The organism is Paenibacillus chitinolyticus NBRC 15660, assembly GCF_000739915.1.
In the GTDB taxonomy this organism is placed as follows: domain Bacteria; phylum Bacillota; class Bacilli; order Paenibacillales; family NBRC-103111; genus Paenibacillus_F; species Paenibacillus_F chitinolyticus.
The window spans coordinates 122001-135967 of the sequence record NZ_BBJT01000008.1; the positions used below are offsets into that span (position 1 = coordinate 122001).

The 13967-nt window shown below is 56.0% G+C and carries 9 protein-coding genes; 3 read left to right on the forward strand and 6 right to left on the reverse strand.

The window, feature by feature from the left end; all coding sequences use genetic code 11:
• Positions 1-35: 35 nt before the first annotated feature.
• A complete protein-coding gene (locus PCH01S_RS19530) occupies positions 36-998 on the reverse strand; it encodes a DUF4097 family beta strand repeat-containing protein (RefSeq protein WP_042232146.1) in 963 nt (320 codons plus the stop codon).
• A gap of 209 nt (positions 999-1207) precedes the next feature.
• Here PCH01S_RS19530 and PCH01S_RS19535 point away from each other — a divergent pair, with 209 nt between their 5' ends.
• A complete protein-coding gene (locus PCH01S_RS19535) occupies positions 1208-1624 on the forward strand; it encodes a hypothetical protein (RefSeq protein WP_042232148.1) in 417 nt (138 codons plus the stop codon).
• Positions 1612-2040: a hypothetical protein gene (locus PCH01S_RS19540; RefSeq protein ID WP_129112451.1), complete on the forward strand. Its 429-nt coding sequence runs from the start codon at positions 1612-1614 to the stop codon at positions 2038-2040. Before PCH01S_RS19535 ends, PCH01S_RS19540 begins: the two co-directional genes overlap by 13 nt.
• On the opposite strand, the gene PCH01S_RS19545 is transcribed toward PCH01S_RS19540, so the two are convergent.
• Both PCH01S_RS19545 and PCH01S_RS19550 read right to left on the reverse strand, forming a co-directional pair.
• The gene (locus PCH01S_RS19545; RefSeq protein WP_042232153.1) at positions 2037-2900 is read right to left on the reverse strand and encodes an NAD-dependent epimerase/dehydratase family protein; all 864 of its coding nucleotides are present in this window, start codon (positions 2898-2900) and stop codon (positions 2037-2039) included. The two genes, PCH01S_RS19540 and PCH01S_RS19545, sit on opposite strands and share 4 nt — an antisense overlap.
• Positions 2901-3057: 157 nt before the next feature.
• Positions 3058-4677 carry a glycoside hydrolase family 13 protein gene (locus PCH01S_RS19550; protein ID WP_042232155.1) on the reverse strand — a complete coding sequence of 540 codons (1620 nt, stop codon included), beginning with the start codon at positions 4675-4677 and terminating at the stop codon, positions 3058-3060.
• A 585-nt stretch (positions 4678-5262) separates the two neighbouring features.
• Here PCH01S_RS19550 and PCH01S_RS19555 point away from each other — a divergent pair.
• On the forward strand, positions 5263-6840 hold the full coding sequence (locus PCH01S_RS19555; protein WP_042232156.1) for a M4 family metallopeptidase: 1578 nt from the start codon (positions 5263-5265) through the stop codon (positions 6838-6840).
• 174 nt (positions 6841-7014) lie between these two features.
• Here PCH01S_RS19555 and PCH01S_RS19560 read toward each other — a convergent pair whose 3' ends face one another.
• From PCH01S_RS19560 to PCH01S_RS19570, 3 genes are all read right to left on the reverse strand, one after another.
• Complete coding sequence (locus PCH01S_RS19560; RefSeq protein ID WP_042232158.1) at positions 7015-7386, reverse strand: DUF898 family protein; 372 nt, start codon at positions 7384-7386, stop codon at positions 7015-7017.
• Positions 7387-7429: 43 nt separating this feature from the next.
• Positions 7430-8176, reverse strand: coding sequence for a hypothetical protein (locus tag PCH01S_RS19565; RefSeq protein WP_042232160.1), 747 nt, complete (start codon positions 8174-8176; stop codon positions 7430-7432).
• A 278-nt stretch (positions 8177-8454) separates the two neighbouring features.
• Entirely contained in the window at positions 8455-13881 is a 5427-nt protein-coding gene (locus PCH01S_RS19570) for a glycerophosphodiester phosphodiesterase family protein (protein ID WP_042232162.1), read from the reverse strand.
• Positions 13882-13967: the final 86 nt, after the last annotated feature.

Sequence of the window (13967 nt, forward strand, 5' to 3'; positions counted from 1 at the left end):
AGGCCTTTTCTTTCGTGAATGGTTCATGCTCTAAATTATTTGGTCAGCTGAAAATCGCCCGAACCGGTTCTTACTTTGAGCTTCACTTCGCCGCTGCCGAATTTACCTTTCAGCCGGTTTTTCTTCTCGTTCTTCTCTTCATAGGAGAAGTTTTCCGAGTCGATGCTTCCGTTGCCGCTGCCGCCCTCGAAATCGACGGCCAGCGATTTGGGCTCCTCGATCAGTTCTATCTTCACGTTGCCGCTGCCGGATTTGAAATCCGCGTCCCGCAGCAGCTCGCCCGCTTCCACGCGAATGTCGCCGGAATGCGTCTCCCCTTGCAGAGAGCCCTTGCCCTGCTTAAGCTCGACATTGCCGCTGTGTCCTTCGAATTTCAGGTCGTTCGCCGCATACTGTTCGGCTCTGATATCGCCGGAGTCCGCTTTTAGCGTAATAGCGTCCCCTTGAACGTCGGACACGTTAATATTGCCGCTTCCCGCATTCGCAACCAGCTTGGCGAATTTAATCTCACGGAGAGAGGTGTCGCCGCTTCCCGCTTTGGTTTCGACGGAATCTCCTTTCAGAGAATCCAAGTCGATATTGCCGCTCCCGGATCGTACCCGGACGGACTTCCAGTTTTTCTCGGGCAATTCCACAACCAGCTCTACATCGATAATCGTCACGCCTACTCCGATTTCGTTAGGTTCCTCGATTCCGACCGATAACGTATCGCCTTGGGCATCGACCTTGAGCTGAAATTTCTCCGCCTGCTTTTTGCTGACATTACCGTCCAGGCGTACGTTCACTTGGTCCCCTTCGCCTTTGACGATTCTGGTATCGGCGCTTCCTGTCTCTACGGTAATATTTTGTAAGGAAGCCGCTTCCGCCGTTTTTTCCAGATGTATGTCCTGCGTTTTGAAGGAAAGTCCGTTCCAGGAGAACACACCCACCGGATTAAAGTAATACAGCAGCGCCAGCACCCCCGCGCCAATCAGCAGAAAACCCATATTTCTTCTCATGTAATCATTCCACTCCAATCAACCGACATTGTTCTTGAATCCAGCCGAGCCTTACCTCGCTTTCCAAGTATATCACCAGATATTGACTGTCCGCATTGGACCTGCGAAGGTAATTCTTCCCCGTCTGAGGTCCAGGGGTCCGGCCGGACACCAACCCCCCGATTTTTCATAAACTGAACAAAAAAACGACCGAAAAGGAGTCTGTAAGCATGTACAGCCCCCCTTATCCCGTCTCGTATCCCTTCTGTCCCCCCGTGTTCGTATCGGCCGTTCACGGTTTGCCTGCCGGACCGGGCCTTTATCCCCGGTTTCCGGAAAATCCCGGACCCGGATACCCGCCCGTCGAACCGAAGCAGTTGATCTCGTCAGCCACTTCTTTCCGCAAACTCCTCGCCGACGGCAATGTGGTCCTCGCCCGGCTGTCCGACGAGCCGTTCGCCCGCCGGCTGATGATAGCGGCACAGGCCGGCCGCAAGCAGGAGGTCGACCGGCTCATGAAGGACATCGCCATTTCTTCCGTCCTGTCTGCCCGCTACACCCCGAGCGGACTTATCGTGACCGTGACTCCCGGCGTTCAAGACCCCGCATGCTGCGTCCTTACGATGTCCCTGAAGTGGGGACAGTAAGGTTCAGGCAGCATGAAGACAAAGCAGGCCGGAGGGTTCCCGTAGGCTTCGGGCTTGCGGGCATGGATGCCACTCTTGCATCCCCGTCCGGACGTCTGCGGCTTTGGCCAGGCGGCTCGCGGTCGGTCCGGGCAGCTTTCAATCCGGCTCGGTGCCCGGGCCTCGCAGCTCTCGGCTGGACCAACGCCGTACCCGGCAGCTCTCGGTTGGACCGACGCCCGACCCCACAGCTTGCGGCCCGGGCTAATGCCGCGCCTGTAGGCGGTCTCCGCGTCCGGCCCGGACCACCGAGACGCGGCCCCATGCACTGCGCGCCCCGGGCCGGACGCGATGCGGAAACGAACCGCACCGCCGCGCAAACCAAAAGGACCGGAGGCGAACACACCTCCGGTCCTTCTATCAACTGGCGCGCTTAGTTCCCTTGCGCCAGACTGGCTTTAAACCCTTCGCGCCAGCTCGGGTACACGGGCTCCCAGCCGTATTCGCGCCGGGCCTTGGCGTTGGACGCCCCTCGTTCGCCCCGGCCTTGGCCCGGCTGGAACTCCGGCTCGGGGGCTCCGAGCGCCGAAGCGTAAGCGGGCAGCCAGAGCGTGCCCGGGGCCGGCTCGTCGTCCACGATGTTGACCGCCCCCGAGGGCCACCCCAGCGCAGCAACCGCGGCCAACGCGGCATCCTCCACGTGAAGCAAGGAGCTGACGCCTTCGGTCGCCTTCACTTCGCCGCTGCGAACCTTGCCGGCGACGGCCCCGTCCCGGGCATACCAGGTTCCGGGGCCGTACAGCAGCCCGTAACGCAGAATGACGGACTCCGGCATCTCCGCCGCCGCACGCTCCAGTGCGGCTACGCCGTCCACCGTCGTCTTTCTCGGCTCCGGCGCCTCCAGATCAAGAGGCACGTCTTCCCCGGCAGGCCCTTCCCCCGGCTCATACATCCACGAAATGCTCTGGGCAATCATTTTCCTGACACCCGCCTCCCGTGCGGCGTCCACCAGATTGCGCGTGCCCTGCTTCCTGATCCGGGCGTTCTCTTCCAGATTATAGCCGCTAAGCGCCGTAAGCTGATGAATCACGACCTCGGGCCGCACCCTCCGAAGCTGCGCAATCAGTCCTTCCCGGTCGAAGGCATCCGCCTCCACCGGTACTCCCCCTTGCGCCAGCACCGCTTCCTTCCCGGCTTCGCTGCGAACCATCGCGTATACGGTATGCCCTTCCTTTACCAGCAGCGGCAGCAAGAATCGTCCTATCGCTCCGGTAGCGCCTGCCACAAAAACATTCATCTCCAGCCCTCCTGTACGAGTTCCCTAAGCAGGATTCTTTTCCCCTATTAAACAAAGGAAGGATCGTTTTCGTGACAGGTCAAACTTTTAAGGCCATCAATCATTGAGGGGGTGAAAAATCAGCGGCACGTCCGCTATCGTGATTTTAGCCCTTCCGTTAGCTCTTTATCCGGTAAACTCGGGCCTCGTACGGCTTCATTTCGCAAGAAGAACCGTCCGGACCGTTCACCTTGTAATTCGCAAGAATCAGCTCTTTTTCCGCCGAAGCTATGGAGCCGGGCAGCGTGCAAACCGTACTCTGGTCCGAAATATTCAGCAGGATCAGCCATTTCTCGCCGTCCAACTCGCGCAGGAAAGCGTAAATCCGGTCATCCTCTTCCAGAAGAGGCTCGTAAGTCCCGTAGATCATCACCGGGTTTTCCTTGCGGAGGCGGATCAGCTTCTGATACGTGTAAAAAACGGAATCCGGATCGTCGAGCGCCTGCTCCACATTGATTTCCCGGAAATTCGGGTTCACCTTGATCCACGGAGTGCCCTCCGTAAAGCCGCCGTTGGCCGAGCCGTCCCACTGCACGGGAGTTCTCGAATTGTCTCTCGCCAGGTGCAGCAGGCTCCGGAAAACCTCCTGCGGATCTCGGCCTTTTTCCACTTCTTCCTTGTACTTGTTCTTTAACGCGATATCATTGTAATCCTCGATCGAATCGAACCGCACTCCGGTCATGCCGATCTCTTCCCCCTGGTAGACGTAAGGCATTCCGGGAAGGGTGTGGAGCAGCACGGCAAAACATTTGGCCGATTGTACGCGGTACTCCTTGTCGTTGCCAAACCGGGTGACAAGCCGGGTATGGTCATGGTTGTTCAGGAACTGGGAGTTCCAGCCCCGGCCCCACATGCCGTCGTACCACCTTTTCTGAATCGCCTTGAACTTGTCCATCTCCCAGTGAGCCATATAATCGCAAACCTCGAAATGGAACAAGGTGTTGAGCTCGCCGCGTTCTTCGCCTACATAGAGCAGGCCGTCCTCCGGCGTCACAAACGGGATTTCCCCGACCGTAAAAACGTCGTAATGCTTCAGGACCCGCTCGTGCATTTCCTGCAAATACTCGTGTATTCCCGGATTATTTCCCAGATAGGAAATATTCTCGGGATGCTCCGCATCTGGAAAACCCGCCTGCTTCGCAAGCAGATTAATGACGTCCATCCGGAAGCCGTCGATGCCTTTGTCGAGCCAGAAGCGCATCATCTCGTAAATTTCCTCGCGCACCCGAGGATTTTCCCAGTTTAAGTCCGGCTGTTCCGTTGCGAAGGAGTGAAAATAATACTCGCCCGTCTGTTCGTCGTATTCCCACGCGGAAGGCGTGAAATAGGATCTCCAGTTGTTCGCTTCCCGGCGCCAGATGTAATAATCCCTTTTGGGGTTATCTGTGGACGAGCGGGCTTCCGTGAACCAGGGGTGCCGATCGGACGTGTGGTTGACCACCAGGTCCATAATCAGTTTCATGCCCCGGGCATGAACTTCATCGAGCAGTCTCTCGAACGTCTCCATTGTGCCGGCCTTGGCCATTACGGTCCGGTAATCAGATATATCGTACCCGTTATCGACATCCGGCGATCCGTAGATGGGATTGAGCCAGATTACGTCCGCTCCGAGCTCTTTTATATAATCCAGTTTCCGGATAACGCCTTCCAAATCCCCGTACCCGTCTCCGTCCGTATCGTAAAAACTTCTCCAGTACACTTGATAGACAACCGCTTCTTTCCACCATGTTTTTTGCATGCGCTCGCACTCCTCGCTGAATAAAGGTCGGTTTCCAAATCTATAATTCGGCGCCGGGACGCCCCACCCCTTCAAAAGCCGCCGGATGCCTTATCCGATAAAGCGCCGCCCCAGCCAAGTCTTTCCGGATTCACCATTAAAAAATATATTTATTGCGTAAAGCGTGACGGATGTGTGAACGGCACTGTCAATATTGTACCCACGGTCAATAACCTGCGGTCAATTCCAACTGCCCCCTTTCGCCCCCCTCTCACGGTATTTCGTCGCTGAAACAGGGTATTCCATCGCTCAAAATTGCTAATTTTAGTTAAATTTTATAAAAAATGTTTGACAAGAGCATGAGCCCATTCTATACTACAGATACAAAAACAAGTTTTCCTACCCGTTTACTTGCATATTAATTTTACCGTCCCTTCATAGTCCCGCCGTTCCAGACGGCAGCTTTTCCGACCCACTTGGAAAGGGGTGATGCCACTCGGTTTGTAAGGCTGTTTACAAGGTCGCAGCTAAGATTAACCGGCTAACGCGTTTTGCCCAGGCGCCGCACAGCGGCCATCAACCATTTCCTAGGAGGGATTTTTTATTATGAAAAAGAAGCTGACTTCGCTCGTACTCGGAGGAACACTCCTGATTGCATCCGCTCTGCCTGCAAGTGCAGCAACCGCCGAGGTTGCAACGCCGAAATCCGTAACCCCTAAATTTATCGGGGAAACGTGGAAAGCGCCGGCAGGACTTTCAAACGATGAGAAAGTGTGGGGCTTCCTCGATCACAAGAAAGAAGCGCTAAGCCTTAGCGGCAGCTTGAAAGACAATCTGAAGATTGTCACCAAGCAGACCGACGCTGCGAGCGGAACGAATCACTACCGCCTGAAGCAATACGTCAAGGGCATCCCGGTTTACGGGGCGGAGCAGACGGTGCATCTGGATAAGAACGGAAACGTGACTTCTTACCTCGGAAGCCTGCTGGCGGATTCGGAGCAAGAAGTGGCTAACGGAGTTACAGCCAAAATCAGCGCTTCCGATGCGATCAAAACCGCTATTGCGGACACCGAGAAAGCCGTCGGCAAACTCGGCCAGCAGCAGAAGCCCGCACAAGCGGAGCTGACGATCTATCCGCTGGAAGGCAAAAACGTGCTCACCTATGCGACAGAGGTGAACGTATTGGAGCCATCCCCGATCCGTACCCGTTACTTTATCGATGCGGTTGACGGCTCTATCGTGAAGAAGTACGACCTGCTCGACCATGCGGTCGGTACGGGCACAGGCGTCCTGGGTGATACGAAACAGTTCGTTACGACACAGAGCGGCTCAACTTTCCAGCTGAAGGACACCACGCGCGGCAACGGCATTGAAACATACAGCGCCAACAACGGTTCCTCTCTGCCTGGCGTACTTAAAACAAACACCAACAATACCAACTGGACGGACGGGGCGGCCGTAGACGCTCACGCTTACGCGGAGAAAGTCTACGACTTCTACAAAACCAAGTTCGGACGCAACAGCCTGGACGGCAACGGAAAGCTGATCAAATCAACCGTTCACTACGGAAAAAACTATAACAACGCCTTCTGGAACGGCGTACAGATCGTTTACGGAGACGGCGACGGCGTCACCTTCCTGCCATTCTCCGGCGATCCGGATATCATCGGCCACGAGCTGACGCATGCCGTAACCGAATACACGGCGGGCCTTGAGTATTACGGCGAGTCCGGCGCCCTGAACGAATCGATTTCCGATATTTTCGGCAATACGATCCAAGGGACCAACTGGCTGCTCGGAGACGATATTTACACGCCGGGCACGCCGGGCGACGCGATCCGCTCCCTGTCCAATCCGGAGCAGTTCAACCAGCCTAGCCACTACAGCAACCGGTACACGGGCACTTCCGATAACGGAGGCGTTCACAAGAACAGCGGCATCAACAACAAAGCGTTCTACCTGATCGCGCAAGGCGGCACTCATTATAATGTTTCCGTAACGGGCATCGGCCGTGACAAAGCTATCAACATTTACTACCATGCCCTGACGTACTACCTGTCCCCATATTCCAACTTCTCCAACATCCGTGCGGCCGCCGTACAATCCGCGGTAGACCTGTACGGAGCCGGCTCCGCCGAAGCCGTATCCGTGGGCAAAGCCTACGACGCGGTCGGCGTGAATTAAGCGGGCGGCTTAGCCTCAAAGTCTAGTCCGTCGGGGGCATTACCGCGAAGTTTGCGGCTGCCGCACCGCCGGCAATAAAGAAACCGCAGTCCTCCTTAGGAGACGACTGCGGTTTCATTTTTTACGGATGCTGCCGTACGGCGAATAGATAACGCCCGGCGTACCTGTTCTTTTTTACCGGAAATACGTGTGCTTGGTTTTCCACTGTTCCAGCTTGATGCCCGCCCAGAAGAAATAAATGCCGAACGTGACAATGCCAAGCAGGAACCACTTGATCCACGAGCCGAAAAGCCCGACCGCCGTTCCTTCGAAGCGCAGACGGTGTCCTTCAATGACCGTATGCTCAATCTTCCAGCGATAAATGATAACGAGGCTCCACGGATAACAAATCCCTGCGGTTAGAGCCGTGATGATGGCTCCCAGCAGATACAGGCCTATCAATTCCAGCAGGCCTCCGTCAAAATAAGATGCACCGCCCTGCGGCTTCGGGTTGGACCCGAAATCCAAATCCTTCGGAAGAGTTACGTTGATCGTCGTATTGGCCATGTCTTTTTCGATCTTCCCTTCTTATTTTCAACTAAAAAAACGTTTATTTGCCGGACTTCCACTTGTCAACTTCAGCCTTGGGCACTTCACCTGCAGGAACTTCTCCGATATAAGCGGTAGACGTAGGTCCGTAGTAGTTGACCGGAAGCTCAAGAATGTCGCAGGCGGCTCTCATCGGAACATACGTCGTCCCGTCGTATAGAAACGTACTATCGACGATACGCTCCCCATGCACCTTCACCTGCACACGATCCAGATAAACGTCGATGGTTCCGCCGCCTCGCACGAGCGTTCCGGCTGCCGCATCCCCATTCGCGCTCTCTTCCGATAGCTGCTTCTCCCATTCGTCGATCACCTCATCCGGGACTTCACCGGCGGGCAGTTGGCCGATATAGGCCGTCTGGGCGGCTCCATAGTAATTCACGTCCAATTCGAGCAGGTTAGCCAGATCCCTTATAGGCAGATAAGTAGTCCCTTCATATAAAATATTAGGCGCCACGAACTCTTTGCCGTTCACCTTGATGTTCATCCGGTTAAACTGAACATCGAGTCGTGCCTCCACGACATACTCCCCCGTCTCTTGCCCTTCGCTTTCTTGTCCGGAACAAACTGGCGTGTCCGGAAAGTCTTCACAGAAGTTTTGGCACAGCTGATCACCCGGATCTTCTTCGCAAATCTCGATATAAGCGCTGTGAGGCAGAAGATAATCTCTCGCCATTGCCGCCCCCGTGAAGCTAACCACGGCCATTATCAAAAGAAGCGCCGCCAAAAAAGATGTTTTTTTTAACACGTTTTGACCCCCTTTCTCCGTCTCATAAAATATTCCCCTCAAGCATTGCAGTGGTTATAACAGGATCTTTCTCCTGTATTTATCGGTTTTTCCATTCTCGTTTATGAGTCTTTAGACCTAATTTATTTACTTTTTGAAGTAAACATTTAGCTGAATTCCTTCAGAGAGCACTTAGAACGTATAGGACGAAGTCCTGTTAAGGAGAGGAAAAAACCGTGAACACCAAAAACCTGCGCAGAAGTTCTGCGCAGGTTTGGGATCGGATGCTTTCGCTTGCGTTAGTTGATGAAGCCGGCGGTGACAAGGAACCGCCGCAGCATCACCGCGGACTGAGCGCGGGTCGCTTCACTTGCCGGCGCCAGCGTGCCGTCCGTCATGCCGTTCATGAGACCGGCATGAACGGCTGCGGCTACTTCCGCCTGCGCCCAGCCGATCTTGCCCGAATCGGTATACCGGGCAAGAATCTCTTCCTGCTGCGGCTTCGTGATCGCCGCAGCGGATGCCGCGCCCGCATAAGGCAGGGCGCGGACGAGCATGGCCGCCTGCTCCTCGCGGGTGATCGGGCGCTGCGGACGGAACGAGCCGTCCTCATAGCCGCCGATCAGACCCGCAGCCGCCGCAGCGGCCACATCTCCGGCGAACCAGTCGGCGGAGCCGACGTCGCCGAAGCCTGCCGGCCCGGCCGCTTTCGGCAGGCCGAGCGCCCGGACAAGCAGCGCCGCGAACTCGGCGCGCGTAACGCTGCGCTCGGCGTCGAACCGTCCGCCGCCGCTGCCTTCCACGACGAGCTTCGCCGCGAGCAGCTCGACATCGGCCTGTGCCCAGTGGCCGGCCATGTCGGCGAAGACCGGCGCGCCGCTTACGACCGCGTAGAAGCCGCTACCGCTGCGCTTAAACGTCACAGCCGTCTTGGCCGTGCCTGCCGGTGCGAAGAGGGATGGCGCGAATGAGACTTTCTTCTCATTCGGGTAAGCGCGCACGCCTGTCGCTCTCTTCGCGTCGAAAGTCCCGTCCAGGGTCAGCTCCAGCTGTCCCTGTGTCTCCAGCGCCGCAGAGCCGCCGGACTGGGCCTTTGCGGCGATTTCGAGCTGCACCGGTGTTCCGGCCGTCTGCAAGCCCGCCGCTTTCACGGCCGCTCCGATCGCGGCCGCATCGCTGCCCGCCGCATAGCGGAGGGTGTAGCGCACGGTCATGCTGCGGCTTTCGCCTCCCAGCTTGCGCGCAGCTTCGTCCAGCTTCAAATCCGCGAGCTGTACGGTGTACTTGCCTACCGGACCCGCGATGACGAGTGTCCGGCTGCCCTGAGGGGCGTCCATCAGTGCGGACGCCGGGATTTCGACCGTATCGCCCGTGTAGGCGATTTCTACGGTCGAGTGGGTTTTGAGCGCTTCCCGCAGAGCGGAAGCGTCTACGGCACCTCCGGACGCCGTCACCTTGCCGGCAGATCCGCCGTTGTTGCCGTTGTTACCGTTATTACCACCGTTGTTGCCATTGTTGCCGTTGTTGCCGTTGTTTCCTCCGCTTCCATTGTCGCCGCCGCTGCCGCCTTTTACTTCCAGGGTAACCGGCTGAGTGTAGAGGTCATATTTGTTATTGGCATCCATAGAAGCCGTGTAACGCAGGAGAACATGAGCTTTGCCCGCTTTTTTGCCTGTGATTTTGCTGCCGCTTACTTCCACGACATCCTGACCGTCCAGCAGAACGATATCCGGTGCGGCGTTCGTTTTCGTCCCTCTGTAGGACTCCACTTCCAAGGACAACGCCACGTTTTCGCCCGGAGACAGGGTGTACGCGCTCTTCCCCGGTTTAACGAAAGCGGCCCAATCCGCGGCCCAGGACGCATAGTCGGTCGTAATGCCGAAGGCGCCGAGCCCGAAAAACTTCATAAAATCGTTCTTGTTGTTAAATGTCCACGGAGAGATGATAACCCCCCGGTGTTTGGCGGCTTCCATAAAGTTTTTGCCGAGTCCGCCGTAGCTTGTGTTGAAGGTTGCATTCAAAGGCTGAAGCACCTTGAGCGTTTCCCTCAGCGATTTGTTAACGTTGGCTTCGTTCGCATAGCCGCTTGTAAGCAGACCCGAAGGCATCTCGGGCATCAGCTCGGCCAGCCTCTTCAACTGATTCGTGTCGAAGGACATCGCGTCGACGATGTCTTCGGCTTTCTTTTCCTTGATGATTCTTACAAAAGCATCGACCGCCGCGGGCGTACTGGTTTTGATTTCGGCCATTACCATGCGGCCTTTGGATCTGGCCAGGTCGATCTGTTCATCCAAGGTCGGTATTTTCACATCGGGATACCCGGTCGGGAACGGTTTGTTCGCGTTGAGCTTTTTGAGCTCGGCAAGGGTAAAGTCTTCGACTTTTCCTTTACCGTTCGTCGTATTTTCCAATACCGAATCGTGAACGATGACAAGATGGCCGTCTTTCGTCAAGTACATATCGTTTTCGATATAATCGGCTCCGTATTCGAGGGAGAGCGCATTGCTTTCGATGGTATTCTCCGGAGCCTCGGAAGGAATGCCCCGGTGGCCGATAATATACGGTTTACGGATCAGAGTCGTTCCGTTGGAATACAGCTTCAGTGCCCCGATAGCCGCTTCCGGCGCATCCGTCACGATGCCGTTCGCTCCGCCCGTAATCAGATTATGCAGGGACACGGTTTTGTCCGCCTGAACGGACTGGTCCTGCGCCCACACCACTAAAGTCCGCTGCTGAAGATAAGCCATACTCTCGCGTGTAGCCGCATTTTGGGAAAGCAGCGCGATTTTGGCGAGATTAACGGTCGTTTTGCGGCGTATTTCCATCAAATCTTCGTTCGTATCCGCTTTGGCTTGGCGGAAATCCAGAATGCCTCGGATGATCGGATAGGCCAGACGCGCTTTTTTGACCAACTCGCCTTTGTCGGACACGATGAACGCGTCTTCGATTCCTCTCGTTTTCAGCGCTTCGATAAGCTTATCGGTGCTTAGCTCATCCCGGACATAGAAAGCCGGAATCACTTTGTTGTTCAACGCTCCCAAGATTTCGTCCAGACCGGCGATTTCTGCGCCTCCTGGAGCGGTGATTTTCAGATTGCCGTTCACGTACATCATGGCTGTCGCCGGAAGGGAAGTTCCCTGCAGCTTAACCAGGTCGGCGGAGGATTTCAGCTCCGTGACCACAGTAGGGGCCAGGGAAATCTTCGTTTCCGGCTCCACGACCTGCACGAAACGCTCGGAAGGCAGCGGAGGAAGGGCATCCTGCTGCAGGGTGACGCGGATGTTGTCCACCTTCATGCGGCTTCCGTTCGCCTGGAGACCGATGCGGCCCTTCTTGTAAGCGCCGGCGTTATCGGTATCGACGAGAAGCTTGTCGCCGATCCATTCCTGTACCCGATCACCGTATGCTTTCACGGTATAATGGTACATTTTCCCAGGATCGATCGCTTCGGTGTAAGAACCGCGGTCCATAACATTCCATTCGTTAGCGGATGTCCGTTCCGCAAATTCAACTCCGTTGACGGCTGCCGCATTTTGCCGTACGGCCATCTGATAATACGGGACGTTGTCGTTTTGGATACGGAACATGATCGAATGCCATCTGGCTGCATCGTTAGCAGACAAATGCGTCATATCCGCTTCGATTTTGTAATTCCCGAACAGTCCCAGATACTCGGGGAGCAGTACGCGGGAAGGATTGTCCGGAGCGGCGGAGGCGTTCAATTCGAATGCGCCCGACTTGACGGCCGCCGCGGAAGCGGTCGTTCCTTCTTTTCGGGTCCAATCCTTCGGAAGAGCGCCTTCGGCCACTTGATCGAAGTTTTCCTCGTAGAGGGTGTATTCCTTCTCCCCCGGATTTTTGGCTATGACCATCAGGGTGAGCGACGCGTTATCCTTCTGGACCGTAACCGGGTAAGCGCCTTTTTTATTCACCTGCAAGGTGCCATTGGCGGCTGTAACCTCTGGACCGGCAGGCTTCCATTGAAGCTCGCCGCCTTTCAGCGTCCCTTTGGAGAAATCGCTGAATTCCGCCTGGAAGCTCAGTGTATTGAGATCCAGCTTCACGCCGGTATCCGTCAGCACATACCCTTCCGCATGCTGCAGTTTAACGGCTTGCGCGCCTGTCGCCGAAGGGGTGACGGTGATTTCACGCGCCGCTTCCGCGTTGGCGTAAACGGCTTTTACGGTCACTTTGCCCGCTTTTACCGGATAAAGCTGGTTATTCACGATTTTCACGATCGTCTCATCGGAAGAATACAGACGAATAGCTCCCGGGGCAGGTGTTTCCGTTAACCCGTCCGAGTAATAAACGCTGCCCGTAACGGTCGCCGGACCCGTCAAAGCCTCCAGTGTGCCCGGCATCGTCACATCCAGCCGGTCGGCCGTTACCCGCGTCACTTTCAGGTTATCGAACGAAACTTTGCTCTGATCGGCCTGAAAGCCGACTTTTCCTTTTTCAAGCAGATTGGATGAAAAGTTCTGATCCATGAGAAGCGTAAAATCCGCCTCGTCCTTGGCTTTGATATATTCTTTGACGTTGTTTCCGACTGCGCGTACCTTCAACGTATAGTCTTTATTGAACTCCAGCGGTTTCCACATGCCGCTTACCGGCGTAGGCGAAGCCCAGTTGTTATTGGGCATCCGGTAAGCCAGCTCGAAAGTCCCGTTGCGGCGGACCGCCATCTGGTTGTACGGATTTTTCCCGTCGGCCGCTCCCCTGAACATGAGGGCCGCCCACCTCGCATCGTTAAGCACCTCTTCAAACCGCATGTCCGCTTCGACGATATAATCGTCCCACTGGACAGGCGCGGAGATGCGGGCCTGCTTGCCGGAGGCTTTGCCGTCGAAAGCCATGCGGCCGTTGCCGTATGTATCCTGAACGACGGTAAAAGGATCGCTTCCCGCGTTCGTATCGGAAATCCAGCCGGCCGGAGTATGCCCTGCCGGATAACCGTCGAAGTTATCCTGCAGAAGCACAGGGTCCAGCTGAGCCGAAACCGGGTTCTCGTCTTTCAGGTTGAGAATTCCGTAGCCGGCCGTGTCGTTCCAGAACGAATTGGAGTTATACGCGCTCCAGTAGCTTGTCCGCTGCTTGCTCGTGTCCGCCTCGTAACGGTCCGTTACGCCGATCTCAAAGCCGAGCTGCTTCTGCAAGCCCGCGTCAAAACGGAGCATCTCCCACGGTATCGCGGTTTCCAGCGTCCATCCGCCCTGGTCGGTGCCGACTGCCCTCAAGATTTTCTTCTCGTCTTTGCCGCTGTGGTTGCCCAGCGCCGCCCCGAAATGAAATTCCGGCGTAGAGCCGGGTTTGTACACGAATCCCGCCTGCATATCGTCGGCTGCAAAAGGCGCCGACTGATGCAGGGTCGGATCGAAGAAGAAATTGATATTGTCCTGCTCGAACCAGTACCCCGTTCCGCTTGAGAACAGCGTGTCGTCCTCGGCTTTCACTCCGATGTACAAGTACTTGTTATCCCACAACATTCCGAACCGGGCGTTTTTGAACGTGCCTTCGCCTGTCCGGACATTCATCGTTTCGCTGACATTCCAGAGCGACTCATCGAGCTTGCCGTCGATTATGGGCGGAGTCAGCGTCTTGCGGACATCCAGCGCTTTCCTCCCCCGGTCGGCAGCGTATGCCGCCGCGTCGAACAGGCCAAGCGGAGCCGTACCGCACAGTAAAGCGGCGGTTAGAAACAGGCTCAAAAATCGGGAGAATTTTCTCATTTCTGATCCATTCCTTTCGAATGAGATATCCGGATCGGTTCCGGACGGCCATGGGCGAGAACAACAAAAAAACCCTCTATCCATCA

Bases quoted from the DNA above. Each gene is read 5' to 3' on its own strand.
- PCH01S_RS19535 (WP_042232148.1), top strand. From the start codon at position 1,208: ATGTACAGCCCCCCTTATCCCGTCTCGTATCCCTTCTGTCCCCCCGTG.
- PCH01S_RS19545 (WP_042232153.1), bottom strand. From the start codon at position 2,900: ATGAATGTTTTTGTGGCAGGCGCTACCGGAGCGATAGGACGATTCTTG.
- PCH01S_RS19550 (WP_042232155.1), bottom strand. From the start codon at position 4,677: ATGCAAAAAACATGGTGGAAAGAAGCGGTTGTCTATCAAGTGTACTGG.
- PCH01S_RS19560 (WP_042232158.1), bottom strand. From the start codon at position 7,386: ATGGCCAATACGACGATCAACGTAACTCTTCCGAAGGATTTGGATTTC.
- PCH01S_RS19570 (WP_042232162.1), bottom strand. From the start codon at position 13,881: ATGAGAAAATTCTCCCGATTTTTGAGCCTGTTTCTAACCGCCGCTTTA.
- PCH01S_RS19530 (WP_042232146.1), bottom strand. From the start codon at position 998: ATGAGAAGAAATATGGGTTTTCTGCTGATTGGCGCGGGGGTGCTGGCG.
- PCH01S_RS19555 (WP_042232156.1), top strand. From the start codon at position 5,263: ATGAAAAAGAAGCTGACTTCGCTCGTACTCGGAGGAACACTCCTGATT.